The organism is Pantoea ananatis LMG 2665, from assembly GCF_000710035.2.
GTDB lineage: Bacteria > Pseudomonadota > Gammaproteobacteria > Enterobacterales > Enterobacteriaceae > Pantoea > Pantoea ananatis.
This window is the reverse complement of the sequence record NZ_JMJJ01000007.1, coordinates 158,809-181,089: the sequence shown is the minus strand read 5'-3', so window position 1 is coordinate 181,089 and position 22,281 is coordinate 158,809. Positions and strand designations below refer to the sequence as shown.

Sequence of the window (22,281 nt, the reverse complement as noted above, 5' to 3'; positions counted from 1 at the left end):
TCATCCGGTTACATGGAAATTGATATAGAGTGTAACGCCGCAGGGCACGGTGTCGCAAAAATTGCGCCTATGATTGTAACAGGCCATATTTTTCCACTACTTACAGAGAAGCATAGCATGCACCTGACTTTTCTTGGCACGGGCGGTGGCGCGCCCAGTTTGCAGCGTAACGTCACCGCCATTGCCTTCACCCGGGCAAGCAGTGGCGACACCTGGCTGTTTGACTGTGGTGAAGGCACTCAGCTTCAGTTTATGCGATCCGATCTTAAACCCGGCAAGCTCGATAAAATCTTTATCACCCATTTGCACGGTGACCATATTTTTGGCCTGCCGGGCCTGCTCACCAGCCGTTCAATGGCCGGGCTGACCACGCCGATGACGGTTTACGGCCCAAAAGGACTGAAAGCCTTTGTCGATAGCGCACTTTCCCTGTCCAGCTCGTACACCGACTATCCGCTTGAGGTGATCGAGATTGCGGCGGGCGAGGTGCTGGATGATGGCGAGTTTCGTGTCACGGCCTGGCCGATGAATCACACTATTGACTGCTTTGGCTATCGTATTGAACAGCGAGACAAGCCCGGCTTTCTGGATGCCGCACGTCTCAAAGCGGAAGGTGTGCCACGTGGCCCGTGGTATCAACAGCTGAAGCAGGGAGAACGTATTACGCTGGAAGATGGACGCACCATTGATGGCGCGGCGTATTTGGGGCCGTCCACCAAAGGAAAAACCCTGGCGATTTTTGGCGATACGGCACCCACCGAGGTGGCGTTACAGCTGGCGGCCAATGTGGATGTGATGGTGCACGAAACCACGCTGGAGGATGCGCTGGCGGAAAAAGCCAACGGGCGCGGTCACTCAACTACCGTGCAGGCCGCTACAGTAGCAAAGCAGGCCGGTGCAAAACGGATGATCGCCACGCATTTTAGCTCACGCTATCTCGCCAGAGATATGACGCGTTTGCTGGCAGAGTGCCAGGCCATTTTCCCCGAAACCGAGATGGCGTATGACCTGGCCGTCTTTACGCTGTAACGACTAATGCATCAGTGCCGGGTAGGTAAACAACAACAGATGAACCATGTTGAGTGCAAAATGGCAGGCTGTTGCCAGCCAAAGCCGGCCGCTCCAGTGCCAGACCAGGCCATAAATTAGCCCGGCCAGCCCGGCAAATATCATCAGCAGTACGCCGCCGGACGCATGCGCCAGGCCAAACAGCAAGGCGGTGGCCACCAGGGCGATTGTCCCGCCCCATCTCTGGCGCAGCCGCTGCTGTAGATAGCCACGAAAAAATGCTTCTTCTGCCAACGAGACAAAAAACAGGTTGGCCAGTGCGAACGCGCCCAGCCAGTCAGGCAGGTGTGGCTCAAACGCCAGGCCACCCAGCCCTACCGCGCTGACTAACAGCAGCGGAATCGCCGCCACGGGTACCAGCCATAACAGAGGCGTGCGCGGTGGGTGCGCCTCAGCTTTGAACAGCGTCGGCATACAGGCCAGCAACAGGAAGGGGATCAGGGCTTTGTCAAAATTAAATGAAAAAGAGAAGGGCAGGCTGCGTGCGCCTACCTGAACGGCATCGATTTGACGCGGATTGTTAAAGCCGGGAATAACATGCAGCAGCAGCGCAGCGGCCATCACGACCAGGAGCACCTCGCTTATGCCCTGCCACACGCGACTGCGGCGATCGTAAATACGAAACGCGACCAGCGCTGCCACCGCAGCAAAAACGAGGGTAACGGGCCAGTCCAGCACGTTCTGGTACACACCCAGAGCCGTTGCCAGTGCCAGCAGTAACAGAGAGAGGCGTTTCGCCGGTTGCAGAGCCGCCAGGGCGCCTGCCAGAATAATCCACATAAAAATGACCTGCGATATCACGCCGCCGTAACTGAACCGGCGACGCTAAACGGGAAAGGCGTTATTCAGGAACGATCTGGTTTACGCTGAAATGACCTGTACCTGCCGGTACCAGTTTCTGGTGTAACCACGGCAGCAGCGTATTCATCTGATCGGCCAGCTTCCAGGGGGGATTGATCACAATCATGCCGGAGGCTGTCATCCCGCGCTGATCGCTGTCAGGACGCACGGCCAGTTCAATTTGCAGGATATTTCGAATGCCGGTCGCCTGCAGATCGCGCAGCATATGCTTGATTTGCTGACGCATGACAACCGGATACCACAGGGCATAAACGCCGGTGCCAAAGCGCTTGTGGCCTTCCTGAATGCCTTTGACGACCGCCTGGTAATCACTCTTCATTTCATAAGGCGGATCGATCAGCACCAGCCCACGGCGTGAAAGCGGGGGCAGCTTTGATTTTAACTGCTGATAGCCATCGGCCTTTTCAACGCGCGCGCGGCTGTCTTTACTGAACTCAGTGCGCAGCATGGGAAAATCGCTGGAATGCAGCTCGGTCAGTTGAATCTTATCTTCCGGGCGAAGCAAGTGGCGGGCGATCAGGGGGGAGCCTGGATAGTAACGCAGCGTTCCACTGCGGTTCAGGGCATGAATCGCATCAAAATAGGGTTGCAGCAGTGCGGGCGCATCCGGCTGCTGCCAGATGCGTCCAATGCCTTCCAGATACTCGCCGGTACGCTCTGCATGCTCGCCGCTCAGTTGATAACGTCCTGCGCCTGCATGTGTATCAAGATAGAAAAACGGTTTTTCTTTCTCTTTCAGGGCGGTGATGATGAGGCTTTGTACGGTGTGCTTAAGCACATCGGCATGGTTGCCGGCGTGAAAACTGTGGCGATAACTCAGCATAAAAAAGGGGATTTCCGCGGTTGAAGCTAAAAATAGTGATATTGGCCCGATTATACCGACAGACGGGAATAATTGCTGGCATTTCGCGCATCCGTCGCCCGTGAAGCCGGTTTTCCCTGTTCAGACCGCTTTACACTTTGCATAGCAATCTGCCACAGGCTGTTAACCTCCGTTACGTATTCAGCGACAGGAAAGTGATAGCCTGTTTTGGCGTCAGCTATGATTGATCTCATTGTCAGAAGGATCACTATTCGCACCATTGTTGAAATCACCGCCGGTCGCGCCATTGATTTTCGTGATATCCGACCGCATGTTAATTAAATTGCGTCGCGCGAGCCGTCGCGCCCCACACATTGTTAAAGGACTGCGCTATGACCAATCCGTTACTCACCTCGTTCACACTTCCCCCGTTTTCAGCGATTAAGCCTGAACATGTGGTGCCCGCCGTAACCGACGTTTTGAATGAATGCCGCGCAATGGTGGAAAAAGTGGTGGCGCAAGGCGCACCTTACACCTGGGATAACCTGGTTCAGCCGCTGGCAGAAACCGATGACCGCCTGAGCCGTATCTTTTCACCGGTCAGCCATCTGAACTCGGTTAAAAACAGTCCGGAACTGCGCGAAGCCTACGAACAAACGCTGCCGCTGCTGTCTGAATACAGTACCTGGGTGGGCCAACACGAAGGGCTTTATCAGGCCTACCGCAATCTGAAAGAAGGCAGTCATTATGCTTCGCTGGATCAGGCAAAGCAGAAAGCGGTCGATAACGCACTGCGTGATTTTGAGCTTTCCGGTATCGGTCTGGAAAAAGACAAGCAGCAGCGTTACGGCGAAATTGCCGCGCGTCTTTCCGAGCTGGGCTCGGCCTACAGTAACAACGTGCTTGATGCCACAATGGGCTGGAGCAAGCTGATTACGGACGAAAGCGAGCTGGCGGGCATGCCGGAAAGCGCGCTGGCCGCAGCGAAAGCCCAGGCGGAAGCCAAAGGGCAGGAAGGCTGGTTACTGACGCTGGATATCCCCAGCTATCTGCCGGTCATGACCTATTGCGATAATGCCGCGCTGCGCGAAGAGATGTACCGCGCCTATTCGACCCGCGCCTCCGATCAAGGCCCTAACGCGGGTAAATGGGATAACGGTCCGATTATGGCGGAAGAGCTGGCGCTGCGGCACGAGCTGGCGCAGCTGCTGGGCTTCGACTCCTTCGCGGATAAATCCCTGGCCACCAAGATGGCACAGAGCCCGGCACAGGTGATCGATTTCCTGAACGATCTGGCCGATCGCGCCCGTCCACAGGGTGAGAAAGAGCTGGCGCAGCTGCGCGCTTTTGCGCAGAAAGCGTTCGGCGTAGAAACCATGAACCCATGGGATCTCAGCTACTACGGCGAAAAGCAGAAGCAGCATCTTTATACCATCAGCGATGAACAGCTGCGCCCTTACTTCCCGGAGTCGCGTGCAGTGTCCGGCCTGTTTGAAGTGGTGAAGCGCATTTACGGTATTACTGCGAAAGAGCGCACTGACGTCGATGTTTACCATCCGGATGTCCGCTTCTTTGATCTGTTCGATGAAAGCGGCGAGCTGCGCGGCAGTTTCTATCTCGATCTCTATGCTCGCGAACACAAACGCGGCGGCGCATGGATGGACGACTGCGTGGGCCAAATGCGTAAAGCGGACGGGAGCCTGCAAAAACCGGTGGCTTACCTGACCTGTAACTTCAACCGTCCGGTAAGCGGCAAGCCTGCGCTGTTTACGCATGACGAAGTGATTACCCTGTTCCACGAGTTCGGTCACGGCCTGCACCATATGCTGACGCGCATCGAGGCAGCGGGCGTGTCCGGCATTAATGGCGTGCCATGGGACGCCGTGGAACTGCCTAGCCAGTTCATGGAGAACTGGTGCTGGGAGCCGGAAGCACTGGCGTTTATTTCGGGGCACTACGAAACCGGTGAGCCACTGCCTAAAGAACTGTTGGACAAAATGCTGGCGGCGAAAAACTACCAGGCGGCGCTGTTTATCCTGCGCCAGCTTGAGTTCGGCCTGTTCGACTTCCGCCTGCATACCGAATTCAATCCGGAAAAAGGTGCACAGATTCTCGAAACCCTGCGCGAAGTGAAAAGCAAAGTCGCCGTGGTCCCCAGCCCGGAGTGGGGACGTTTCCCTCATGCCTTCAGCCATATCTTTGCGGGTGGCTATGCAGCGGGCTATTACAGCTATCTGTGGGCCGATGTGCTGGCAGCAGATGCCTATTCGCGCTTTGAAGAAGAGGGGATTTTCAACCGGGAAACCGGGCAGTCCTTCCTCGACAATATTCTGACGCGCGGCGGGTCAGAAGAACCGATGGAGCTGTTTAAACGCTTCCGTGGCCGTGAACCACAGCTGGATGCCATGCTGGAACACTACGGTATTCAGGGATAAGCCGTACGTGAAAATCTGTTTGCTTGATGAGACAGGCGCCGGTGACGGCGCCTTACCTGTTTTAGCCGCACGCTGGCAACTGACGCACTGTGATGACGCCGCGCTGGCGCTGGTGAAGACCGCCACACATCTTGAACTGCGCAAACGGGATGAGCCCAAGCTGGGGGGCATCTTTGTGGATTTCGCCTCCGGTGCCCTGGCACATCGACGTCGTTTTGGCGGTGGCCGCGGTGAAGCCGTCGCGAAAGCGGTGGGGATAAAAGGGACCTACCTGCCCGATGTGGTGGACGCCACCGCCGGATTAGGACGGGATGCTTTTGTGCTGGCCGCGCTGGGCTGTCGGGTTCGCATGCTGGAGCGCCATCCGGTGGTGGCCGCACTGCTGGAGGACGGGCTGACGCGTGGCTATGAAGATGCAGAAATTGGCGGCTGGCTGCGCGAACGCCTGACGCTGATTCATGCTTCCAGCATTCAGGCTCTGACCGATATTACCCCGCAGCCGGACGTGGTGTATCTCGATCCTATGTATCCCCATCGGCAAAAAAGCGCCATGGTAAAAAAAGAGATGCGGGTCTTTCAGTCGCTGGTGGGGGCGGATGAAGATGCCGACGCACTGCTGGCACCGGCTCGCCGTCTGGCAAAGAAACGTATTGTGGTGAAGCGTCCCGACTACGCGCCACCGCTGGCCGGTGTTGCCACGCAGTCTGCGGTGGTCACCAAAAGCCACCGCTTCGATATCTATCCGCCTCTGTCTTAATCGTGGTTTTAAGCCGGTCGGCACCTCAGTCGCACCGGCTTAACGCTCGCGAATTATTCATCCTCTTCGTCACGCAGCGGCACAATCAGCATGTCGATGTGCACGGTATTGATCAACTGGCGGGCAGACGACATCAGCTTGCTCCAGAAGTCCTGATGATGACCGCACACCACCATGTCCACATCGTATTTCTTAATCGCATCCACCAGCACCTGCCCCAGGTCGCCACTGCCGCTCAGGGTTTCGGTGATAGGGTAGCCCGCGGCATCGGACAGGCTTTTTAGCGCCAGATGCGTTTCCTCAGAAATACGCTTTTGCATATCTCCCAGGTTGACATCAATCAGGCCGGTGTAGAGATCCGAGTAATTAACATCGACATGAATCAGCGAGATTTTTGCGTCGTAAGGGCGCGCGAGTGAGACAGCTTTATCCACTAACAACTGGCTTTCTGGCGAAAGATCGACTGCAATCAGGATATGTTTATAAGCCATGATATAACTCCTTCCACGAGATTCAGAATGGCAGCGGTTTCCAGACGCGTCACAGTTGCGAAATCCATTGCGCGAACGGGCGATGAGCGCCACCGAGATGATTAATGTACAGCACAGGCGATGATGTTGTTATACCTGAAAGTATAGCCCTGTGTGTTAACAAATGCTTCTGAAGCCGCCTGGGTTGTGAATAAGATCAATGATGAACGATTTTTACTCGTATAAAACGAAAATCCTCGCTGGTAAAAAATTGAACATTTCTCCTAAACTGAAAAAAGCAGCCTGCGTCACACGGTTGCTACTTTTCTGATGATTCAAAAATAAAACTACAAATCGCTTTACGGGGTTGTTGGCTAATTCTGCAGGGACTGTTCAACAGGGTGCGCGCTCAGCACCCTGCTGCGGTGCCGGTAAGGAGGATGACATGATCAGCACTATCGCGCTTTTTTGGGCTCTTTGTGTGGTATGTATTGTGAATATGGCGCGCTATTTCTCATCGCTGCGTGCGCTGTTGGTGGTTCTGCGTGGCTGTGATCCGCTGCTTTATCAGTATGTTGATGGCGCGGGGTTTTTCACATCCCATGGTCAGCCCGGCAAGCAGGTGCGGCTGGTGCGTTACATCTGGGCAAGGCGCTATCTTGATCATCATGACGACGAATTCATTCGCCGGTGTGAGCGGGTGAGAGGTCTGTTTATCTTAACCAGTTCACTGTGTGGATTGGTGATTATCAGCCTGATTGCGCTGGCAATCTGGCATTAAAAAGGGCGACCGAAGTCGCCCTGGTATGCCGCCGAATCAGATGAGTTTCAGCGCTATCCAGTAGAGCGAACCCGACAACAAAATACAGACCGGCAGGGTAAATACCCACGCCATGGCGATGTTTTTGATGGTTTTGCTCTGCAAGCCGCCGCCGTCAACCAGCATGGTGCCGGCAACGGAAGAAGAGAGGATGTGCGTGGTGGAGACCGGCATGCCGGTGTAGCTGGCAATGCCTATCGACACGGCCGCCGTCACCTGCGCAGACATGCCCTGCGCATAGGTCATGCCCTTCTTACCAATTTTCTCACCGATGGTGGTGGCCACGCGACGCCAGCCGATCATGGTGCCGACGCCTAATGCCAGCGCAACCGCCATGATGATCCATACCGGCGCGTACTCAATGGTGTTCAACAGATCGCCTTTGAGCTTGCCCAGGAAACGTTTATCGTCTGGAGAGGTTTCCGGCAGCTTCGCCGCTTTATCGGCGGTGTCGGAAATACACAGCAGCAGGCGACGCATCTGACTACGCTGCTCGACGGACAGATCGCTGTAGCTTTGCAGGTTGTTCAGCAGCAACTGAGCACGTTGCACGGCCTGCAGCGCACGTGCACTGTCGCAATGAAACTCTGTCGATGATACCGGCGCCACTTCTTCCGGCGTAGGCAGCTTAGGCGGCGCCATCTCGATGATGTGGTTCAGTGAGGCCTGGTGCTGTTGATAATACTGCTCAAGATGATTGACCGCGTCCCGTGTACGCGTAATGTCGTAACCCGATGCGTTCATATTCACCACGAAGCCGGCTGGCGCAACGCCTATCAGAACCAGCATGATCAGGCCAATGCCTTTCTGCCCGTCGTTCGCACCGTGTGAATAACTGACACCAATGGCGGAGATAATCAGTGCCGTGCGCGTCCAGAAAGGCGGTTTTTTCTTGCCATCAATCTTCTCGCGATCGGCGGGCGTCATATGAATACGCGCACGCTTTTTGGTGTTACTCCAGTAACGGCGGAGAAGAAAGATTAGGCTGCCCGCAATCACCAGTCCGACAATAGGGGAAAGAATCAGAGACAGGAAAATATTCAGCACTTTCGGGATGTTAAGCGCATCAACGACCGATGTGCCGCTCATCAACGCGTTCGTCAGGCCAATGCCGATAATCGCGCCGATTAAGGTATGGGAACTGGACGCGGGCAGGCCCAAATACCAGGTACCCAGGTTCCAGATAATCGCCGCCAGCAGCATGGAAAAGACCATGGCGAGACCGTGGGCCGATCCGACATTCAGCAGCAGATCGGTAGGCAGCATATGCACGATAGCGTAAGCCACGCTTAATCCGCCGAGCAATACACCAAAGAAGTTGAAGACGCCTGCCATTAAAACGGCAAGCTGCGCCCGCATGGCACGGGTATAGATGACCGTCGCAACCGCGTTGGCCGTATCATGAAAGCCGTTAATTGCTTCGTAAAACAATACAAACAGCAGAGCAAGTATCAGTAACAGGCCGGTGCTAAGATCGAGACCAGCAAACAGATGTAGCATAGACGTTACGCCATTTTTGGAGGACATGAACGCGGCGCATTATCCGCGACAACATGCTGTCTGGGAAAGGAAAATATAGTCATGATTTGGACTAAAAGTGTCAATTAACCCGGTGAACAGATACAAAAGCTATAAAAATTAGCTGGTTACATTGTGACATATTTACGGCAAAATTTTGACACTGGCATCCACAGGAGCAGATCACTACAATCTGCCCCTCTCTTACCAGGTGGGCAAAAGCAGTGGAACAGTTTGACGTTATCGTAATTGGGGCAGGCGCTGCCGGGCTTTTTTGTGCTGCGCAGGCCGGACAGCGTGGTCGCCGCGTGTTACTGCTGGATAACGGCAAGAAGCCGGGACGCAAGATTTTGATGTCTGGCGGTGGGCGCTGCAATTTCACCAATCTCTACACTGAACCGGCCGCCTACCTGTCGAATAATCCCCACTTTTGTAAGTCGGCCCTCGCGCGCTATACCCAATGGGATTTTATCGATCTGGTGAATCGCCACGGTATCGCCTGGCATGAGAAAACCCTGGGGCAGCTGTTTTGCGATGATTCTGCCCAGCAGGTGGTCGATTTATTAATGGCCGAATGTGACAAAGGTGGTGTCACCGTTCGGCTGCGCAGCGAAATACTGAGCGTAACCCGGGATGATGCGGGCTACAGCCTGCAGCTCAACGGCAGCGCGGTTCAGGCTGAGAAGCTGGTCATTGCCAGTGGCGGCCTTTCCATGCCGGGCCTGGGTGCATCACCGTTTGGCTATAAAATTGCTGAGCAGTTTGGGCTGAAGGTGCTGCCCACGCGCGCGGCGCTGGTGCCCTTTACCTTACATAAACCACTCCTGGAACAGTTGCAGACGCTGTCAGGCGTTGCGCTGGATACGACCATTGCGGCAAAAGACGGCACCCTGTTCAAAGAGGCGATGTTGTTCACCCACCGCGGCCTGTCCGGCCCGGCAATATTGCAGATTTCCAGCTACTGGCAGCCGGGCGAATACCTCACTGTGGACCTCTCTCCGGCTACCCGTCTTGAGGATTTCCTGACGATTCAACGTGAGGCGCATCCGAATCTGAGCCTGAAAAACAGCCTGGCGAAAATTCTGCCCAAGCGCCTGGTGGAGGTCCTACAGGATATGAACGTCGTGCCGGATGTGACGCTGAAGCAACTTAACCGCAAGCAGCAAACAGAGCTGGTGCAGACGCTGCACGGCTGGCAGGTTCAGCCTAACGGCACCGAAGGTTATCGCACCGCCGAAGTGACCCTCGGTGGCGTTGATACTACTCAACTGTCATCGAAGACAATGGAAGCGCGGGACGTACCGGGGCTGTATTTTATCGGTGAGGTGGTGGACGTGACCGGCTGGCTCGGCGGCTATAATTTCCAGTGGGCTTGGAGTTCGGCCTGGGCCTGTGCCCAGGCGCTGTAAGGTCGCCATCTCGCCCTGCACTCAGGCATAACGCGAAACCGCATAGTCCGCATGGGCAATCTCGGGCGGTTTGCCTGAAATCACATCACTCAACAGCTGGCCGGAGCCGCAGGCCATCGTCCAGCCCAGCGTACCGTGGCCGGTATTCAGCCACAGGTTGCTGAAATGTGTATGGCCGACGATGGGCGTGCCGTCAGGCGTCATGGGACGTAACCCGGTCCAGAAGGTTGCCTGCTCAACGCGACCGCCACGGGGATAAAGGTCGTTCACTACCATCTCAAGTGTTTGCCGTCTGGCAGGCAGCAGGATGTTGCTGTATCCCACAATTTCCGCCATACCGCCCACGCGAATGCGATCATCAAAGCGCGTAATGGCAATTTTGTAGGTTTCATCCAGCACCGTGGACACCGGCGCGGCTGACGCATCGGCAATGGGGATCGTCAGCGAGTAGCCTTTGAGTGGGTAAACCGGAACAGACATGAGTGGCCGGAGTAATGGCGTGGAGTACGAACCCAGCGCCATGACGTATCCGTCCGCCGTCAGCGTTTTGCTGCCACAGGTCATACCGCTGATCCTGTCTCCCTGTGTCAGCAGCGCATCCACGGTTGTGTTAAAGCGAAAGTCGACGCCCGCCTCGCGCGCCATTGCCGCAAGCCGCTGGGTAAATAACTGGCAATCGCCGGTTTCGTCATTAGGCAGTCGCAGCCCGCCGGTCAGCTTATGCTTAACCGCCGCCAGCGCCGGTTCAACCTCGGCCAGTTGTGAGGCTTCCAGCAGTTGATAAGGAACGCCGGCGTCCTGCAACACGGCGATATCGCGTGCCGCATTGTCAAACTGCTGAGCGGTGCGAAACAGCTGCAGCGTGCCGCCCTGACGCCCTTCATATTCAATGCCCGTGCTGGCCCGCAGTGCTCTGATGCAGTCCCGGCTGTACTCTGCCAGCCTGACCATTCTGGCCTTATTTTCGGCGTAACTCTGCGGATTGCAGTTTTTCAGCATTTGCATCATCCAGGCAAGCTGAAAACGTGAGCCATCCGGGCGCACGGAAAGGGGAGCATGACGCTGTACCATCCATTTCACCGCCTTTAAGGGAACGCCCGGCGCGGCCCAGGGCGCGGCATAGCCTGGGGAAATTTGCCCGGCATTGGCCGCGCTGGTGCCTAATGCCGGACCGGCTTCTTTATCAATCACGGTCACCTGATGTCCGGCCTGCTGCAGATACCAGGCGGTTGTTACGCCCACGACACCACTGCCGAGTACAATAATTTTCATGTTGATCGTTATCCTGCATGCGTTATCGCTCAATGGCGCAGGCGTTGCTTGGGCCATCTGTTCTCGTTGTGGCTTATGCCTGACCCCGGTTTTGTGCCTGCCAGCATCGCACCGCGCTGCCTTTTTCCTGCGACAGAAGTAACTGAGGCGCCTCGCAGCCGCTGGTGGCTTGCGGACAGCGATCGCGGAAATAGCATCCCGTTGGCAGGTGGCGGTTACCCGGTAGCTCGGTGTTCACAGGCGCGCCATCCAGCACTGCGCCGATGCGCGGCACGGACGCCATCAGTAGCTGGGTATAAGGATGTTGCGGGGCGTCAAGGACGCGCTGTGTTTCACCCAGCTCCACAATTTGTCCCAGATACATGACTGCAACGCGATCGCTCATATGGCGCACGACCGACACGTTGTGCGATATCAGGATATAGGTCAGGTTTTGCTGTTTTTGCAGTTCTACCAGCAGATTCAGAATCTGCGCCTGAACAGAAATATCCAGTGCCGAGGTCGGTTCATCCAGCACGATAATATCGGGCTGCGATGACAGGGCCCGGGCAATCGCGATGCGCTGACGCTGGCCGCCGGAAAATGCATGCGGCGGACGGTCCAGATATTCGGGGCGAATACCGACCTGGTGAGCCAGTGATTCCGCCAACGCGCGCCGCGTTTTTTCTGAAGCACGCGACTGAATCCACACCGGCTCGGTGATAATGCGCCAGACGGGCAGGCGGGGGTCGAGTGAAGAGAGCGGATCCTGAAACACCATTTGCATGCGACGTCCCCGGTTATCGGCAGGCGCTGTTGCCAGTTCGAGCTGGCCTGAGGTTGGGCTGAGCATGCCCATCAACAGTTTCGCCAGGGTGCTTTTTCCACAGCCGGATTCGCCAACAATCCCCAGCGTTTCTCCCTGTCTGACCTCCATATCCAGGCCATTCAGCGCATGGACCTGTTCCATGACTTTGCCGCGCCAGTTCTTTTTGGCCGGGAAGGTGACATGTACGTTTTGCAGCGTAAGCAGAGCGTCAGACATGCTGCGCCTCCTGTTGTGGATACCAGCAGGCAACCTGCTGCGCGGCGTTGTCGGTAGTATGCAAGCGCGGCGTGGTGGTGCAGCGTTCTCCTGCCGCAAAACAGCGATCGCGAAAGGCACAGCCTGCGGGTAAACAGGCCAGATTAGGCACGGTGCCGGAAATGGATGCCAGCGGAGCACGCGGTTCAATCGCGTCAGGCGAGCAGGCCAGCAGACCAATGGAATAGGGATGGCGTGGTGAACGCAGCACGGTTTCAGTGACGCCGCTTTCAATGACGGACCCGGCATACATAACGTAGATCCGATCGCACAGCTGTGAAACCACAGCCATATCGTGACTGATAAACAGCACGGCGGTGCCGGTCGCTTCGGCTTTTTGTTTCAACAGGCGCAGTACCTGCCGCTGAACGGTAACATCCAGTGCGGTCGTGGGTTCATCCGCAATCAGCAGGTCTGGCTCACAGGAAAAGGCCAGGGCAATCATGACGCGCTGACGCATTCCGCCTGACAGTTCAAAGGGATAGCGCTCCATAACGTTCTTCGCATCCGCAATTTGCATATCGCCCAGCAGCGTAAGCGCCCGGGCTTTTGCCTCACGGACAGACAGAGGACGATGCTGTCTGATCACATCGACCATCTGTTTGCCAATGCGGCGGGTCGGATTCAGCGCGGTCATGGGCTCCTGAAAAATCATGGCAACACGATTGCCGCGCATTTTGCGCATGTCCACTTCACTGGCGGCGAGAACATCCTGACCCGCCAGCTCCAGCCTGCCGCCTTTGATGTGATAGCTGTGTTCCGGAATGAGCCGCATCGCCAGCATGGCGGTGACGGATTTCCCCGAACCTGATTCGCCGACAACGCCCACAATCTCGCCGCGATTGATGTGCATTGATACGCTATTCAGTACGTTCACCTCTCCCTGATAAACCGGGAAGCTGAGACGTAAATCCTCGATCGTCAGAATTCTTTCTTGCATCAGTTACGTCCTCCCGCTTTGGGGTCCAGCAGGTCTTGGATGCCATCGCCAAACAGATTGAATCCCACCGCTGTGATCAAAATCGCGGCCCCGGGAAAGGTGCAGTACCACCACTGGTCAAGAACATAGTTACGTCCGTTAGCCACCATTGCGCCCCATTCCGCCGTCGGTTGCTGAGCGCCCAGCCCGATAAAACCCAACGTGGCCGCTATCAAAATGGCGCTGCCAATATCCAGGGAGGCCTGCACCACCAAGGGCGGCAGAGCATTGCGCAGGATATGCCAGCTAATCAGGTGCCAGCGCGAAGCACCGAACGTTTTTGCCGCTTCAACAAAGGTATGCTGTTTGACGATTAACGTCTGACCGCGCGCCAGCCGGACATAAAAAGGGATGCGCACAATGGCGATAGCCAGCATGGCGTTGAACAGGCTCGGCCCCAGCGCGGCAGCCAGCGCCATGGTCAGCACCAGAGAAGGAATAGACAGCATGATGTCCATCAGGCGCATAATTATTGCATCGCTGCGGCCACCTAATACGCCGGACAGACAGCCCAGTAACGAGCCGCTTATGCCAGCCAGCAGCACGACCGCCAGCCCTGCTGCAACCGACTGCTGGCTCCCCACCAGGACACGGCTGAACAGATCCCGGCCCACCTCATCAGTCCCGAACCAGTGCGCGGCACTGGGTGGCTGGAGGCGATCGGTCAGGCTAATGGCGTTGGGATCGTGCGGCACAATCCACGGTGAAAACACCATTAATCCCAGCATCAGCGTGATGATGGCGGCACCCAACAGGGTCAGAGGGCTTTTACTTAGCATCCACAGGCGGCGTTTCCAGGCGAACAGGCTGGGTTTTGCCTGACGCACGGCGGGCTGCTCTTGCGTTATCATCATGTTCTACGCTCCCCGACCCATTCGCGGGTCAATCCACAGATAAAGAAGATCCACGAACAGGTTCACCAGCACGTAAGCAAAGGAAACCACGATGGCGAAGCCCATCACCGCCGGGAAATCAAGCGCCTGAATAGAAGACACCACATACGCGCCCATACCTGGCCAGGCAAACACGGTTTCGGTTAATACTGCACCATACAGCAGGTCGCCTAATGCCAGCCCCAGTACGGTTACGGAGGGAATCAGGGCATTGGGCAGGGCATAGCGCACGACGATAGTCCATTTCGGCAGCCCGCTGGCCAGCGCGGTACGAATATAGTCTTCGCTCAACTGCTCCAGCATGGCCGAGCGAATCTGGCGCGCCACAATGCCAAGGTGAACAAAGGCCAGGGTGGTGGCAGGCAGGATCAGATGCTGAAGCGCATTAAAGAAGACCTCAATGTTGCCTTCCAGCAGGGCATCGATCAGATAGAAGCCGGTAACGCGCGTAGGGGGATCGAGCCAGTCATCCAGCCGTCCGCCGCCGGGCAGCAGGTTTAACTTGCCATAGAACAGCACGATCGCCCCCAGGCCCAGCCAGAAGGCCGGTGTGGAAATCCCGGTCAGCGCCAGCAGACGAACCAGATGATCGAGCCAGCGGTTACGATACACCGCAGAGAGCACGCCCAGCGGCACGCCAACGAGCAGGGCGATGGTCAGGGCACAAAAGGCCAGTTCCAGAGTCGCGGGAAAAAACGCCCGCAGATCGTCCAGGACCGGGCGACCTGTCCGGATAGAGGTGCCCAGGTCGCCATGTAACAGCTGCTCCACATAACGGATAAATTGTTGCCATAACGGTAAATCCAGCCCCAACTGCTGACGGATGTGCTGGACGATTTCATCACTGGCGCGGTCGCCCGCCAGCAGCCTGGCAGGATCCCCGGGAATAAGATGCGAAATAATAAATGTAATGACGCAGACGCCGGCGACCACCAACAGCAGTCCCCAGCTACGCTGTCTTAATAAACTCCAGTAACTCATCATGTCTTCCTCAGCAGGGCCAGGCAGGCCCTGCATGAACGGGCGTGAGCGGTGTTATTCTTTATGCATGGTGGCGATGTTAAATATTTGCTCGAGCATCGGGTTAAACACGTAGCCTTTAACCGATTTGTTCATCGCAACCTGATAATTTTTCTGGAATAAGTAAACGTAAGCTGCATCCTTAATCACGATATTTTGCGCTTGCTGGTAATCGGCAGTCCGCTCAGCCTGATTCGTGGTCGATACCGCTTTTTTCAGCAGCGCATCGACTTCAGGGTTGGAATAAAAGGAGCGGTTACCCGGCAGGCCTTTTTTGTCTGACGCAAACCAGTAATTCATAAACATGTAGGGATCGGCGAAGTCCGGGCTCCAGTTACCAATCGCGATGTCATAGTCTGCTTTACCGATGCGCTCACGCATGGTGGCGTTGGCCAGTTTTTCCAGCTTCACATTGATGCCAATAGCCTGAAGGTTGGCCTGCATCGACAGGGCAATCGGCTCCCAGTTGGGATCGTTGTCAGAATAGAGGAACGACAGCGACTGCGGTTTAGTGGCCACTTTATCCATCTCCGCTTTGGCTTTCGCAAGATTAAAGCTGTACTGCATGGCCTTGGCATCGTAGCCCCACATGCCTTCCGGAATCGGTCCACGCATCTGTTTACCGTTGCCGCCCAGAATGCCCTGCACCATTCCCTGATAATCGGTGGCCCAGGAGATCGCTCTGCGCAAATCGGGCTGGTTCAGAGGCGGTTTACTGTTGTTGAGATAGAGATAGGTCACGCGCAGAGCGGGATAATCCCGCACTGCCACCTCATTTTGCTTTTTCAGGGCGGCAAACTGGTCCATCGGCAGGGCATCCGCAATGTCCACATCACCTTTTGCCAGCTGCAGGCGTCGGGCCGAACTTTCACTGATAATCTTTACGGACACGCGCTTAAAGGCAGGCTTAGGTCCGGAGAAATGTGGATTCGGCACCAGCACGAGCTGCTGACCTTTCTGCCAGCGCTGCAGCATGTAGGCGCCAGAGCCCGCGGTATGGTCGGCCAAATAACTGCGCGCGTCGTCAGCGGCATTCGCTTTCAGCACGGCAGGGTTGATGATGGAGGCGCCGTCGTTAGCGAGAGTGTAAAGGAAAGGCGCAAACGGCGTCTTCAGTGTGAAGCGCACGGTAAGCGGGTCCACGACCTCAACGTTGAGATCGGACGGGAACGCTTCTGAAGGCCCCTGCTTAATGCGCAGCAGGCGCTCAAACGACAGCTTAACGGCCTCCGCGTTAACGGCTGACCCATCCGCAAACGCGGCGCCGGGACGTAATTTAAACGTCCACACCTTTCCGTCCTCGCTGCTCTGCCAGCTTTCTGCCAGATCGCCTTCAACGTCTGTCGAACCCTTCCCGTCCTCGGTTTTGTATTTGATCAATCGTTGGTAGGCAGGATAGGTAACGGTCCAGTCGTTATTATCGATAGTCACGGCAGGATCAAGCGTCTGGGGATCGGCAGCTTTACCTATCACCAACATGTCTTTGGGAACCGCCGCCAGGACGGATGTCGTGGTGGCTGCAAGGGTCATGGCCAGTAACAAAGGGCGAAAATAGCCGGGTGCTGTGTGCGTCATTTTCATGGTAATACTCCGTCAGTCTGGGCTGGGGATATGCAGGTAAAAACATCATTGAGCAGCGGATAACGGGCCGCTTCCGGTAATTCGAAATGCCACCATTCCGTGGCAATGCCAGTGAAGCCGCCGCCAAACATCACGGCATTAAGCAGCAGCCTGTTACGTTGAGCCGTTAGCGGTACGTCGGGATGATAGGGATGGGACAACGCCTGCATTTCATCGAATCCGGTACCCATATCCAGGATCTGACCTTCGGCATCGACCAGCGTGACGTCAATGGCGGTACCACGACTATGGTTGGATCCTTGCGATAAAGGCACCACGTAATTCTGATCGGGGCAGGCGTGCCACAGCAGCTCCTGGGCTTTTTGCGGGCGATAGGCGTCCAGCACCAGCAGACTCAATCCGGCCACTTTTGCGATCGCGATGCTTTTCGCCAGCGCGCTGACCGCATCGGGGTGCAGCAGACAGCGGGCGACGCTGTAGATGGGCTGTCCCGTGATGTTATCGGCGGTGGCATATTTCAGGTCGATAGTGAGCGCGGGAAAGGCCGCTGCAATATCGACCAACTCTGTTTCCTGCATCATGCTGTAATCCCTGTTTTGTTAATGTTCAAACTGGCCAAATTCCTGCTGCAACAGTCGGTTCTGTGCCAGACGCTCAGAAAGCGCCGGGCCAAGTCGTTCCACGATGGCAGACAGCAGCAGGTTGAAAAGGCAACTGATGGGCGCAAGAGAGTCCCAGAAATTGGCGGTATCCGTTTTTACCTGAAGCAGATCAACCGGGTAATCACGCGCCCATGGGCACCAGATATCGGTGACGAGCGCCATCGCGACCTTGCGCTCGGTGGCAATCCGGCAAAACTGCCTTGCTACAGTGGAATAGGCCCGGGTATCGGTAAGAATGACGTAAGGCCTTGAAGACTCGGAATTCAGCGACTCCAGCCAGCTGCCTGAGCTGCCATCGGCGTAGGTAACGCGCGGGCGCAAATATTCCAGATGACTGAAAAAGGTGTTGGCAATGCCGCGTGTAGACTGAATACCCAGCACGATGACCGTGTCGGCATCCGCGATTTGCTGGCTGATATGGCGGAAAGTATCCGTTTGGGCCAGCTGATAGACATAGCGAATGGCATCCAGCTCCATCTGCAGGGACTGGCTGGACAGGTCGGGCAGGGTGCGTTGCTGCTCCCAGGAATCAAGACGGTCAATAACGCCCCATTGCTTGTAGGGCGTATTGGGGACGTCGCGCAGCAGGTTTTTCACATCATCAAGGTTTTTAAATCCCAGCTTACGCAGGTAACGCCCTACGGTTATACCGCTGGTACCGGTCGCCTGGGCGATGCTGTCAGCCGTTTCAAACGGAATTTGCTCGGGATGACTTAACAGCCACGAACTAATCCGCTTTTCGCTTGGCGTTTGCAGGCTAAAAGCGGCTTCGATTTTTTTGAACAGGGCTTCGTTCGCGCTCATGTTGTCCTCAGTGTTACCTGGCTGTCATTGTCCGCTGCGTTGTTAGTCAGGTAACAAGCACAATGCATGCCATATTTCTGAGGTGCATGAAAATAAGCCGCACGTCAGAGGATTCAGTAAAGGGAGTGAGAGGAGTGAATAGCCCGTCCATCAATCTGGCGCAATTAGGGTGCAACATATTTGAAACCTGCATCACATTGGGGCAACAAAATCGGCGGGAAATGTGATGCAGGTGAAGAAAACGGTTCAGCACGGCGCGGACCCGGTCAGCGCGGTTAAGGCCGTTGCGCTACGAGGTCTGAGGACAAGGCCTGAGTGGCCTGAACGATGCGGAGACATTACTCGTCATGCTGAGGGCCAGCCAGAGACGATCGGTTTTCCAGGTCGCGTTTTGAACCCCAGGGAGTGAGGTAAAGCAAAAATCAGCGGTGGCCGCGAAGGGGAAAATTCAGCGTTAAAATAACCTGTTTCTGGCGTGATTTTTTAAAAACGGCGGCCTTTTGCATGCAGAAAAAATTATGGCTGATTACCGCTTCGCTAAAGTGACTTTTAAGAATGTTTACCGGCAATAAAATGGCAGTAAACACGATTCAGTCACATACTTGCTTTTTTGACTCGTTAAGTGACACATCATGATTAGCTTCGTTCGTTCTTTGTTCGCCAGCCCGGATAAATTCCTGCAGATAATGAGCCGCCAGGACATAAACGACTCTATTGCGGATGGTGAGCGCATAATTATTGATGAAAATGGCAATGCTGCCGTCAATATTCTCAGTGATGAAGTAAAGGAAGATTTTAATCGGCACGTCAATACCTTAAAGGGAGTTTGAGGTGGGAACCGCAATTTTTATGGTACTGATGGTGAGTGGTTATTGGTACACCAGCCGGGATCTGTCCAGCCGTTTCAAAATGCGTCGTTCTTCAGGATGGGATGTCTATTTTCTTGTCGCACTTTACGGCTGTATTTTTGTACTGCAGGGCGTTTTCGTCACCGCCCTTATCTGGTTTATCTTGTTTATTATTTCAAGCGTTTCCAATTTCCTGTATGCGTTTCCTGGCGATCATTTGCAACTGCAAATGAAGTTCATGAACTGGAGTTTTCTCGGTATTCAGGCCCCAGTGGTAATCATGCTGGGCTTTGCCATCCTCTTCTGTCTCTACCGGTCAAACTGGGCAGGCAGCGCACAACTGAACGTGTCAGGTCGCAAAGATCTTTATCAGAAGCTTTCACGATCCAATGGTGTTGAACAGATGCTGTTCCAGTGCATGGAAGAAGGAGAGCTGGCGTGGATCACCTTAAAATCCCGTCGTATTTATATCGGCATGGTACACGCTGCCACCTTTGAATATGAGCGCACGGCCAATATCGTGCTCATCCCGATGCTGAGCGGCTACCGCGACAGCCATACGCTGAAACTGTCGGTCGAGCATAACTACAGCAGTTGGTATGCCGAGCACGACATCACACTGGATTCTGAGCCGAAAAACGCGATGGCATTTCGAAAAGTCATCATGGTGGATCAGATTGAAAGCTTCTCACTGTTTGATCCCGCCAGCGCAACTGCACTGTCAATGGGCGAAGACCATCCGCAGAGCGTTGAGAAAAGTCGTGAAGGTGACCATTCATCCCCGCCAGACCAGCAAATTGAATAATACAGCAACACCTCTGTCCGTAAGTATTCACTGCCCCATCAATGCTGTCTGAATGCAAAATAGCATTGATGATGCAGTGTGTTTGCCAATACGTATCTACGCTGTTTACTGCGTTCATCAACGAGGAAACTCTATGGCTTATCAAGGCAAAGCGTTAGTGATTGGTGCATCACGTGGCATTGGACTGGCGGTCGTCAAGGCGTTTGCGGCCAACAACTGGCAGGTCACGGCAACCCATCGCAGTGAAGTCCCCCCGCAGGGGGAAATCCCGCAGGTTGACTGGCGTCGGCTCGATATGACGCAGACCGAGGCGGTCAAGCAATTTGCGGTTGGGCTGAGCGGGCAGCCTTTTGACGCGATTCTGATCAACGCCGGCATTTACGGGCCTGCGCATCAGAAGCTGTCAGAGAGCAACGATGCTGAGCTAATCCAGCTGTTTATGACCAATGCCGTTGCGCCGATACGAACCGCAGAAATTTTGCTGCCGTTACTGAACCAGCAACACGGCGTACTGGCGTTAACCTCATCTCAACTTGCCAGCCTGAATGAGAATCGACATGCAGAAGCGCCACTTTACTCAGCCAGCAAAGCGGCTCTTAATATGCTCACGCGCTCGCTGGCCAGACCGGTGGCGGCGCAAAACGGCACGCTACTAACCCTGCATCCCGGTTGGGTCAAAACGGATATGGGAGGCGATGCGGCACCGCTCACGCCTGAAGAAAGCGCCAATGGGATTGTCACGCAGTTAACCGCCATCGGGGACGTGGCGGCCACCACTATCTGGACTACGCGGGCAAAACGCTTCAGTGGTGAGGTAAAGGTTGCAGCAACGCTGACGGGCTGACAGGGATAATGGCAGCCCGTCAGCGTGAAATTTTGCAACATCCACGCCCCGGCATTACACTGCGCTTTTGATTACATTGATTGAAGGTGCTTATGTCTCAGCCCTACGAGCGACAACCGCTACCCTTACCGGGTGGCCATAAAAAAGTGCTGTTGCACTCCTGCTGCGCGCCCTGTTCGGGAGAAGTCATGGAGGCGATGCTGGCATCCGGCATTGAATACACCATCTATTTCTATAATCCGAACATCCATCCGCTTAAAGAGTATGAGCTGCGCAAAGACGAAAATATCCGCTTTGCCGAAAAGTTTGGCGTGCCGTTTGTCGATGCGGACTACGATCGTGACGACTGGTTTAAACGTGCCAAAGGGATGGAGTGGGAACCGGAGCGCGGTGAGCGCTGCACCATGTGCTTCGATATGCGTTTCGAGCGCACGGCGCTGTACGCCCATGAAAATGGTTTCCCGGTGATCACAAGTTCACTGGGGATTTCCCGCTGGAAGAACATGCAGCAAATTAACGACTGCGGCGTCCGTGCTGCCGCACATTATCCCGATCTGTCCTACTGGGAATTCAACTGGCGTAAAGGCGGCGGATCGGCACGCATGATTGAAATCAGTAAGCGTGAGAGTTTTTATCAGCAGGAATATTGCGGTTGTGTTTACTCCCTACGGGATACCAATCGTCATCGCGTTGCCAGTGGTCGCGAGCGGATCCAGATTGGCGTACAGTACTATAAGCCTGATGATAACTAGTTTTTTGCTGCCACGGTTAAAGCAAGCGGACTAAATGACCAACCCCGAAGGTTTCGTTTATTCCGCTAAATAACTTCTTTTTTGGGGGGGGTTCAGCCTTACTACATACGCTGCAAGGATGGGCGTTGCTGTCGGTAACGTTCAGTCGCTGGCTTTTACGGCATACGCTAGGCGTACAGCCCATCATCTGCTTGAAGGAGCGGGTAAAAGACTGCTGACTTTCAAAGTGGTATTTAACCGCCAGGCTGATAATGGGCGCATGGCTGTATTTTAAATCATTAATACAGGCAATTAATTTCTTTCTACGGATGTAATGGGCCAGCGTTTCATTATGATAACGGGAAAATAACTTTTGTAGATACCATTTTGAATAACCCGCCTTTTCAGCAATGTCGTCAATGCTTAAGCGCTGGTCCAGATTCTTATTAATCCAGTCAGTAACAGAAATAATCACGCTCTCATTGTATTTGTTCTCATTCATAACACCCCCTTAAATTTCGAAGGTGATTGTAAATTATCCTGTGTTTCTCAAAACATTACATGCGTAAAGATTCTTAAGGAAGTGAATGGTTATTTCCTGCGATGTGGAAGTAAAGGCTAAAAGATTATATTACGTTG

At 54.9% G+C, this 22,281-nt stretch carries 21 protein-coding genes and 1 pseudogene; 9 read left to right on the top strand and 13 right to left on the bottom strand.

Features of this window, described 5'->3' with window-relative positions; translation table 11 throughout:
• Positions 1–117 precede the first annotated feature (117 nt).
• On the top strand, positions 118–1,029 hold the full coding sequence (gene rnz / locus EL29_RS17105; protein WP_014604804.1) for a ribonuclease Z: 912 nt from the start codon (positions 118–120) through the stop codon (positions 1,027–1,029).
• A gap of 3 nt (positions 1,030–1,032) precedes the next feature.
• On the opposite strand, the gene EL29_RS17100 is transcribed toward rnz, so the two are convergent.
• Together EL29_RS17100 and EL29_RS17095 are read right to left on the bottom strand one after the other, a co-directional pair.
• The gene (locus tag EL29_RS17100; protein ID WP_028715899.1) at positions 1,033–1,848 is read right to left on the bottom strand and encodes a CPBP family intramembrane glutamic endopeptidase; all 816 of its coding nucleotides are present in this window, start codon (positions 1,846–1,848) and stop codon (positions 1,033–1,035) included.
• Positions 1,849–1,909: 61 nt separating this feature from the next.
• Positions 1,910–2,752, bottom strand: a complete 843-nt coding sequence (locus EL29_RS17095) for a 23S rRNA (adenine(2030)-N(6))-methyltransferase RlmJ (protein ID WP_013027606.1) — start codon at positions 2,750–2,752, stop codon at positions 1,910–1,912.
• A 371-nt stretch (positions 2,753–3,123) separates the two neighbouring features.
• Between EL29_RS17095 and prlC the strand changes: the two genes are divergently transcribed.
• Positions 3,124–5,166 (top strand): oligopeptidase A, encoded by a 2,043-nt coding sequence (gene prlC, locus EL29_RS17090; protein ID WP_028715898.1) that lies wholly within the window; start codon positions 3,124–3,126, stop codon positions 5,164–5,166.
• A 7-nt stretch (positions 5,167–5,173) separates the two neighbouring features.
• Positions 5,174–5,923, top strand: coding sequence for a 16S rRNA (guanine(1516)-N(2))-methyltransferase RsmJ (gene rsmJ / locus EL29_RS17085; RefSeq protein WP_014604807.1), 750 nt, complete (start codon positions 5,174–5,176; stop codon positions 5,921–5,923).
• A gap of 53 nt (positions 5,924–5,976) precedes the next feature.
• On the opposite strand, the gene uspA is transcribed toward rsmJ, so the two are convergent.
• On the bottom strand, positions 5,977–6,414 hold the full coding sequence (gene uspA, locus EL29_RS17080; protein WP_014604808.1) for a universal stress protein UspA: 438 nt from the start codon (positions 6,412–6,414) through the stop codon (positions 5,977–5,979).
• 424 nt (positions 6,415–6,838) lie between these two features.
• On the opposite strand from uspA, the gene uspB reads away from it, so the two are divergent.
• Positions 6,839–7,174: a universal stress protein UspB gene (gene uspB / locus EL29_RS17075; RefSeq protein WP_014604809.1), complete on the top strand. Its 336-nt coding sequence runs from the start codon at positions 6,839–6,841 to the stop codon at positions 7,172–7,174.
• A 36-nt stretch (positions 7,175–7,210) separates the two neighbouring features.
• On the opposite strand, the gene pitA is transcribed toward uspB, so the two are convergent.
• A complete protein-coding gene (gene pitA / locus EL29_RS17070; RefSeq protein ID WP_128574381.1) occupies positions 7,211–8,713 on the bottom strand; it encodes an inorganic phosphate transporter PitA in 1,503 nt (500 codons plus the stop codon).
• Positions 8,714–8,955: 242 nt separating this feature from the next.
• Between pitA and EL29_RS17065 the strand changes: the two genes are divergently transcribed.
• Positions 8,956–10,140 (top strand): BaiN/RdsA family NAD(P)/FAD-dependent oxidoreductase, encoded by a 1,185-nt coding sequence (locus EL29_RS17065; RefSeq protein ID WP_013027600.1) that lies wholly within the window; start codon positions 8,956–8,958, stop codon positions 10,138–10,140.
• A 21-nt stretch (positions 10,141–10,161) separates the two neighbouring features.
• On the opposite strand, the gene EL29_RS17060 is transcribed toward EL29_RS17065, so the two are convergent.
• The 8 genes from EL29_RS17060 to EL29_RS17025 form a co-directional block, all read right to left on the bottom strand.
• Complete coding sequence (locus EL29_RS17060) at positions 10,162–11,412, bottom strand: D-amino acid dehydrogenase (protein ID WP_028715897.1); 1,251 nt, start codon at positions 11,410–11,412, stop codon at positions 10,162–10,164.
• 73 nt (positions 11,413–11,485) lie between these two features.
• Positions 11,486–12,436 carry an ABC transporter ATP-binding protein gene (locus tag EL29_RS17055; RefSeq protein WP_028715896.1) on the bottom strand — a complete coding sequence of 317 codons (951 nt, stop codon included), beginning with the start codon at positions 12,434–12,436 and terminating at the stop codon, positions 11,486–11,488.
• The gene (locus EL29_RS17050; protein ID WP_013027597.1) at positions 12,429–13,415 is read right to left on the bottom strand and encodes an ABC transporter ATP-binding protein; all 987 of its coding nucleotides are present in this window, start codon (positions 13,413–13,415) and stop codon (positions 12,429–12,431) included. The genes EL29_RS17055 and EL29_RS17050 overlap by 8 nt, the downstream gene beginning before the upstream one ends.
• The gene (gene ddpC / locus EL29_RS17045) at positions 13,415–14,308 is read right to left on the bottom strand and encodes a D,D-dipeptide ABC transporter permease (RefSeq protein ID WP_028715895.1); all 894 of its coding nucleotides are present in this window, start codon (positions 14,306–14,308) and stop codon (positions 13,415–13,417) included. The genes EL29_RS17050 and ddpC overlap by 1 nt, the downstream gene beginning before the upstream one ends.
• Before the next feature lie 3 nt (positions 14,309–14,311).
• Positions 14,312–15,328, bottom strand: a complete 1,017-nt coding sequence (locus tag EL29_RS17040; RefSeq protein WP_026021054.1) for an ABC transporter permease — start codon at positions 15,326–15,328, stop codon at positions 14,312–14,314.
• A 54-nt stretch (positions 15,329–15,382) separates the two neighbouring features.
• Positions 15,383–16,948 carry an ABC transporter substrate-binding protein gene (locus tag EL29_RS17035; RefSeq protein WP_033766251.1) on the bottom strand — a complete coding sequence of 522 codons (1,566 nt, stop codon included), beginning with the start codon at positions 16,946–16,948 and terminating at the stop codon, positions 15,383–15,385.
• Positions 16,945–17,529 carry a D-alanyl-D-alanine dipeptidase gene (ddpX, locus tag EL29_RS17030; protein ID WP_013027593.1) on the bottom strand — a complete coding sequence of 195 codons (585 nt, stop codon included), beginning with the start codon at positions 17,527–17,529 and terminating at the stop codon, positions 16,945–16,947. Before ddpX ends, EL29_RS17035 begins: the two co-directional genes overlap by 4 nt.
• An 18-nt stretch (positions 17,530–17,547) precedes the next feature.
• Positions 17,548–18,414, bottom strand: coding sequence for a MurR/RpiR family transcriptional regulator (locus EL29_RS17025; protein ID WP_014594820.1), 867 nt, complete (start codon positions 18,412–18,414; stop codon positions 17,548–17,550).
• A gap of 632 nt (positions 18,415–19,046) precedes the next feature.
• On the opposite strand from EL29_RS17025, the gene EL29_RS17020 reads away from it, so the two are divergent.
• The 4 genes and pseudogenes from EL29_RS17020 (at position 19,047) to EL29_RS17005 (ending at position 21,663) form a co-directional block, all read left to right on the top strand.
• On the top strand, positions 19,047–19,244 hold the full coding sequence (locus tag EL29_RS17020) for a hypothetical protein (RefSeq protein WP_013027591.1): 198 nt from the start codon (positions 19,047–19,049) through the stop codon (positions 19,242–19,244).
• 1 nt (position 19,245) lies between these two features.
• Positions 19,246–20,067, top strand: coding sequence for a hypothetical protein (locus tag EL29_RS17015; RefSeq protein WP_013027590.1), 822 nt, complete (start codon positions 19,246–19,248; stop codon positions 20,065–20,067).
• A 133-nt stretch (positions 20,068–20,200) separates the two neighbouring features.
• Positions 20,201–20,880, top strand: a pseudogene (locus EL29_RS17010) (SDR family oxidoreductase).
• Between the two features lie 123 nt (positions 20,881–21,003).
• Entirely contained in the window at positions 21,004–21,663 is a 660-nt protein-coding gene (locus EL29_RS17005; RefSeq protein WP_014594818.1) for an epoxyqueuosine reductase QueH, read from the top strand.
• A gap of 16 nt (positions 21,664–21,679) precedes the next feature.
• Here EL29_RS17005 and EL29_RS17000 read toward each other — a convergent pair whose 3' ends face one another.
• The gene (locus EL29_RS17000) at positions 21,680–22,144 is read right to left on the bottom strand and encodes a helix-turn-helix domain-containing protein (RefSeq protein ID WP_015699366.1); all 465 of its coding nucleotides are present in this window, start codon (positions 22,142–22,144) and stop codon (positions 21,680–21,682) included.
• Positions 22,145–22,281 lie beyond the last annotated feature (137 nt).

Excerpts from the sequence above, each read along its gene's own strand:
- EL29_RS17025 (WP_014594820.1), bottom strand. The coding sequence starts at position 18,414 with ATGAGCGCGAACGAAGCCCTGTTCAAAAAAATCGAAGCCGCTTTTAGC.
- EL29_RS17000 (WP_015699366.1), bottom strand. The coding sequence starts at position 22,144 with ATGAATGAGAACAAATACAATGAGAGCGTGATTATTTCTGTTACTGAC.
- EL29_RS17100 (WP_028715899.1), bottom strand. The coding sequence starts at position 1,848 with ATGTGGATTATTCTGGCAGGCGCCCTGGCGGCTCTGCAACCGGCGAAA.
- uspB (WP_014604809.1), top strand. The coding sequence starts at position 6,839 with ATGATCAGCACTATCGCGCTTTTTTGGGCTCTTTGTGTGGTATGTATT.
- prlC (WP_028715898.1), top strand. The coding sequence starts at position 3,124 with ATGACCAATCCGTTACTCACCTCGTTCACACTTCCCCCGTTTTCAGCG.
- EL29_RS17020 (WP_013027591.1), top strand. The coding sequence starts at position 19,047 with ATGATTAGCTTCGTTCGTTCTTTGTTCGCCAGCCCGGATAAATTCCTG.
- pitA (WP_128574381.1), bottom strand. The coding sequence starts at position 8,713 with ATGCTACATCTGTTTGCTGGTCTCGATCTTAGCACCGGCCTGTTACTG.
- rnz (WP_014604804.1), top strand. The coding sequence starts at position 118 with ATGCACCTGACTTTTCTTGGCACGGGCGGTGGCGCGCCCAGTTTGCAG.
- ddpC (WP_028715895.1), bottom strand. The coding sequence starts at position 14,308 with ATGATGATAACGCAAGAGCAGCCCGCCGTGCGTCAGGCAAAACCCAGC.
- EL29_RS17060 (WP_028715897.1), bottom strand. The coding sequence starts at position 11,412 with ATGAAAATTATTGTACTCGGCAGTGGTGTCGTGGGCGTAACAACCGCC.
- EL29_RS17055 (WP_028715896.1), bottom strand. The coding sequence starts at position 12,436 with ATGTCTGACGCTCTGCTTACGCTGCAAAACGTACATGTCACCTTCCCG.
- EL29_RS17095 (WP_013027606.1), bottom strand. The coding sequence starts at position 2,752 with ATGCTGAGTTATCGCCACAGTTTTCACGCCGGCAACCATGCCGATGTG.
- EL29_RS17005 (WP_014594818.1), top strand. The coding sequence starts at position 21,004 with ATGTCTCAGCCCTACGAGCGACAACCGCTACCCTTACCGGGTGGCCAT.
- uspA (WP_014604808.1), bottom strand. The coding sequence starts at position 6,414 with ATGGCTTATAAACATATCCTGATTGCAGTCGATCTTTCGCCAGAAAGC.
- EL29_RS17040 (WP_026021054.1), bottom strand. The coding sequence starts at position 15,328 with ATGAGTTACTGGAGTTTATTAAGACAGCGTAGCTGGGGACTGCTGTTG.
- ddpX (WP_013027593.1), bottom strand. The coding sequence starts at position 17,529 with ATGATGCAGGAAACAGAGTTGGTCGATATTGCAGCGGCCTTTCCCGCG.
- EL29_RS17050 (WP_013027597.1), bottom strand. The coding sequence starts at position 13,415 with ATGCAAGAAAGAATTCTGACGATCGAGGATTTACGTCTCAGCTTCCCG.
- EL29_RS17035 (WP_033766251.1), bottom strand. The coding sequence starts at position 16,948 with ATGAAAATGACGCACACAGCACCCGGCTATTTTCGCCCTTTGTTACTG.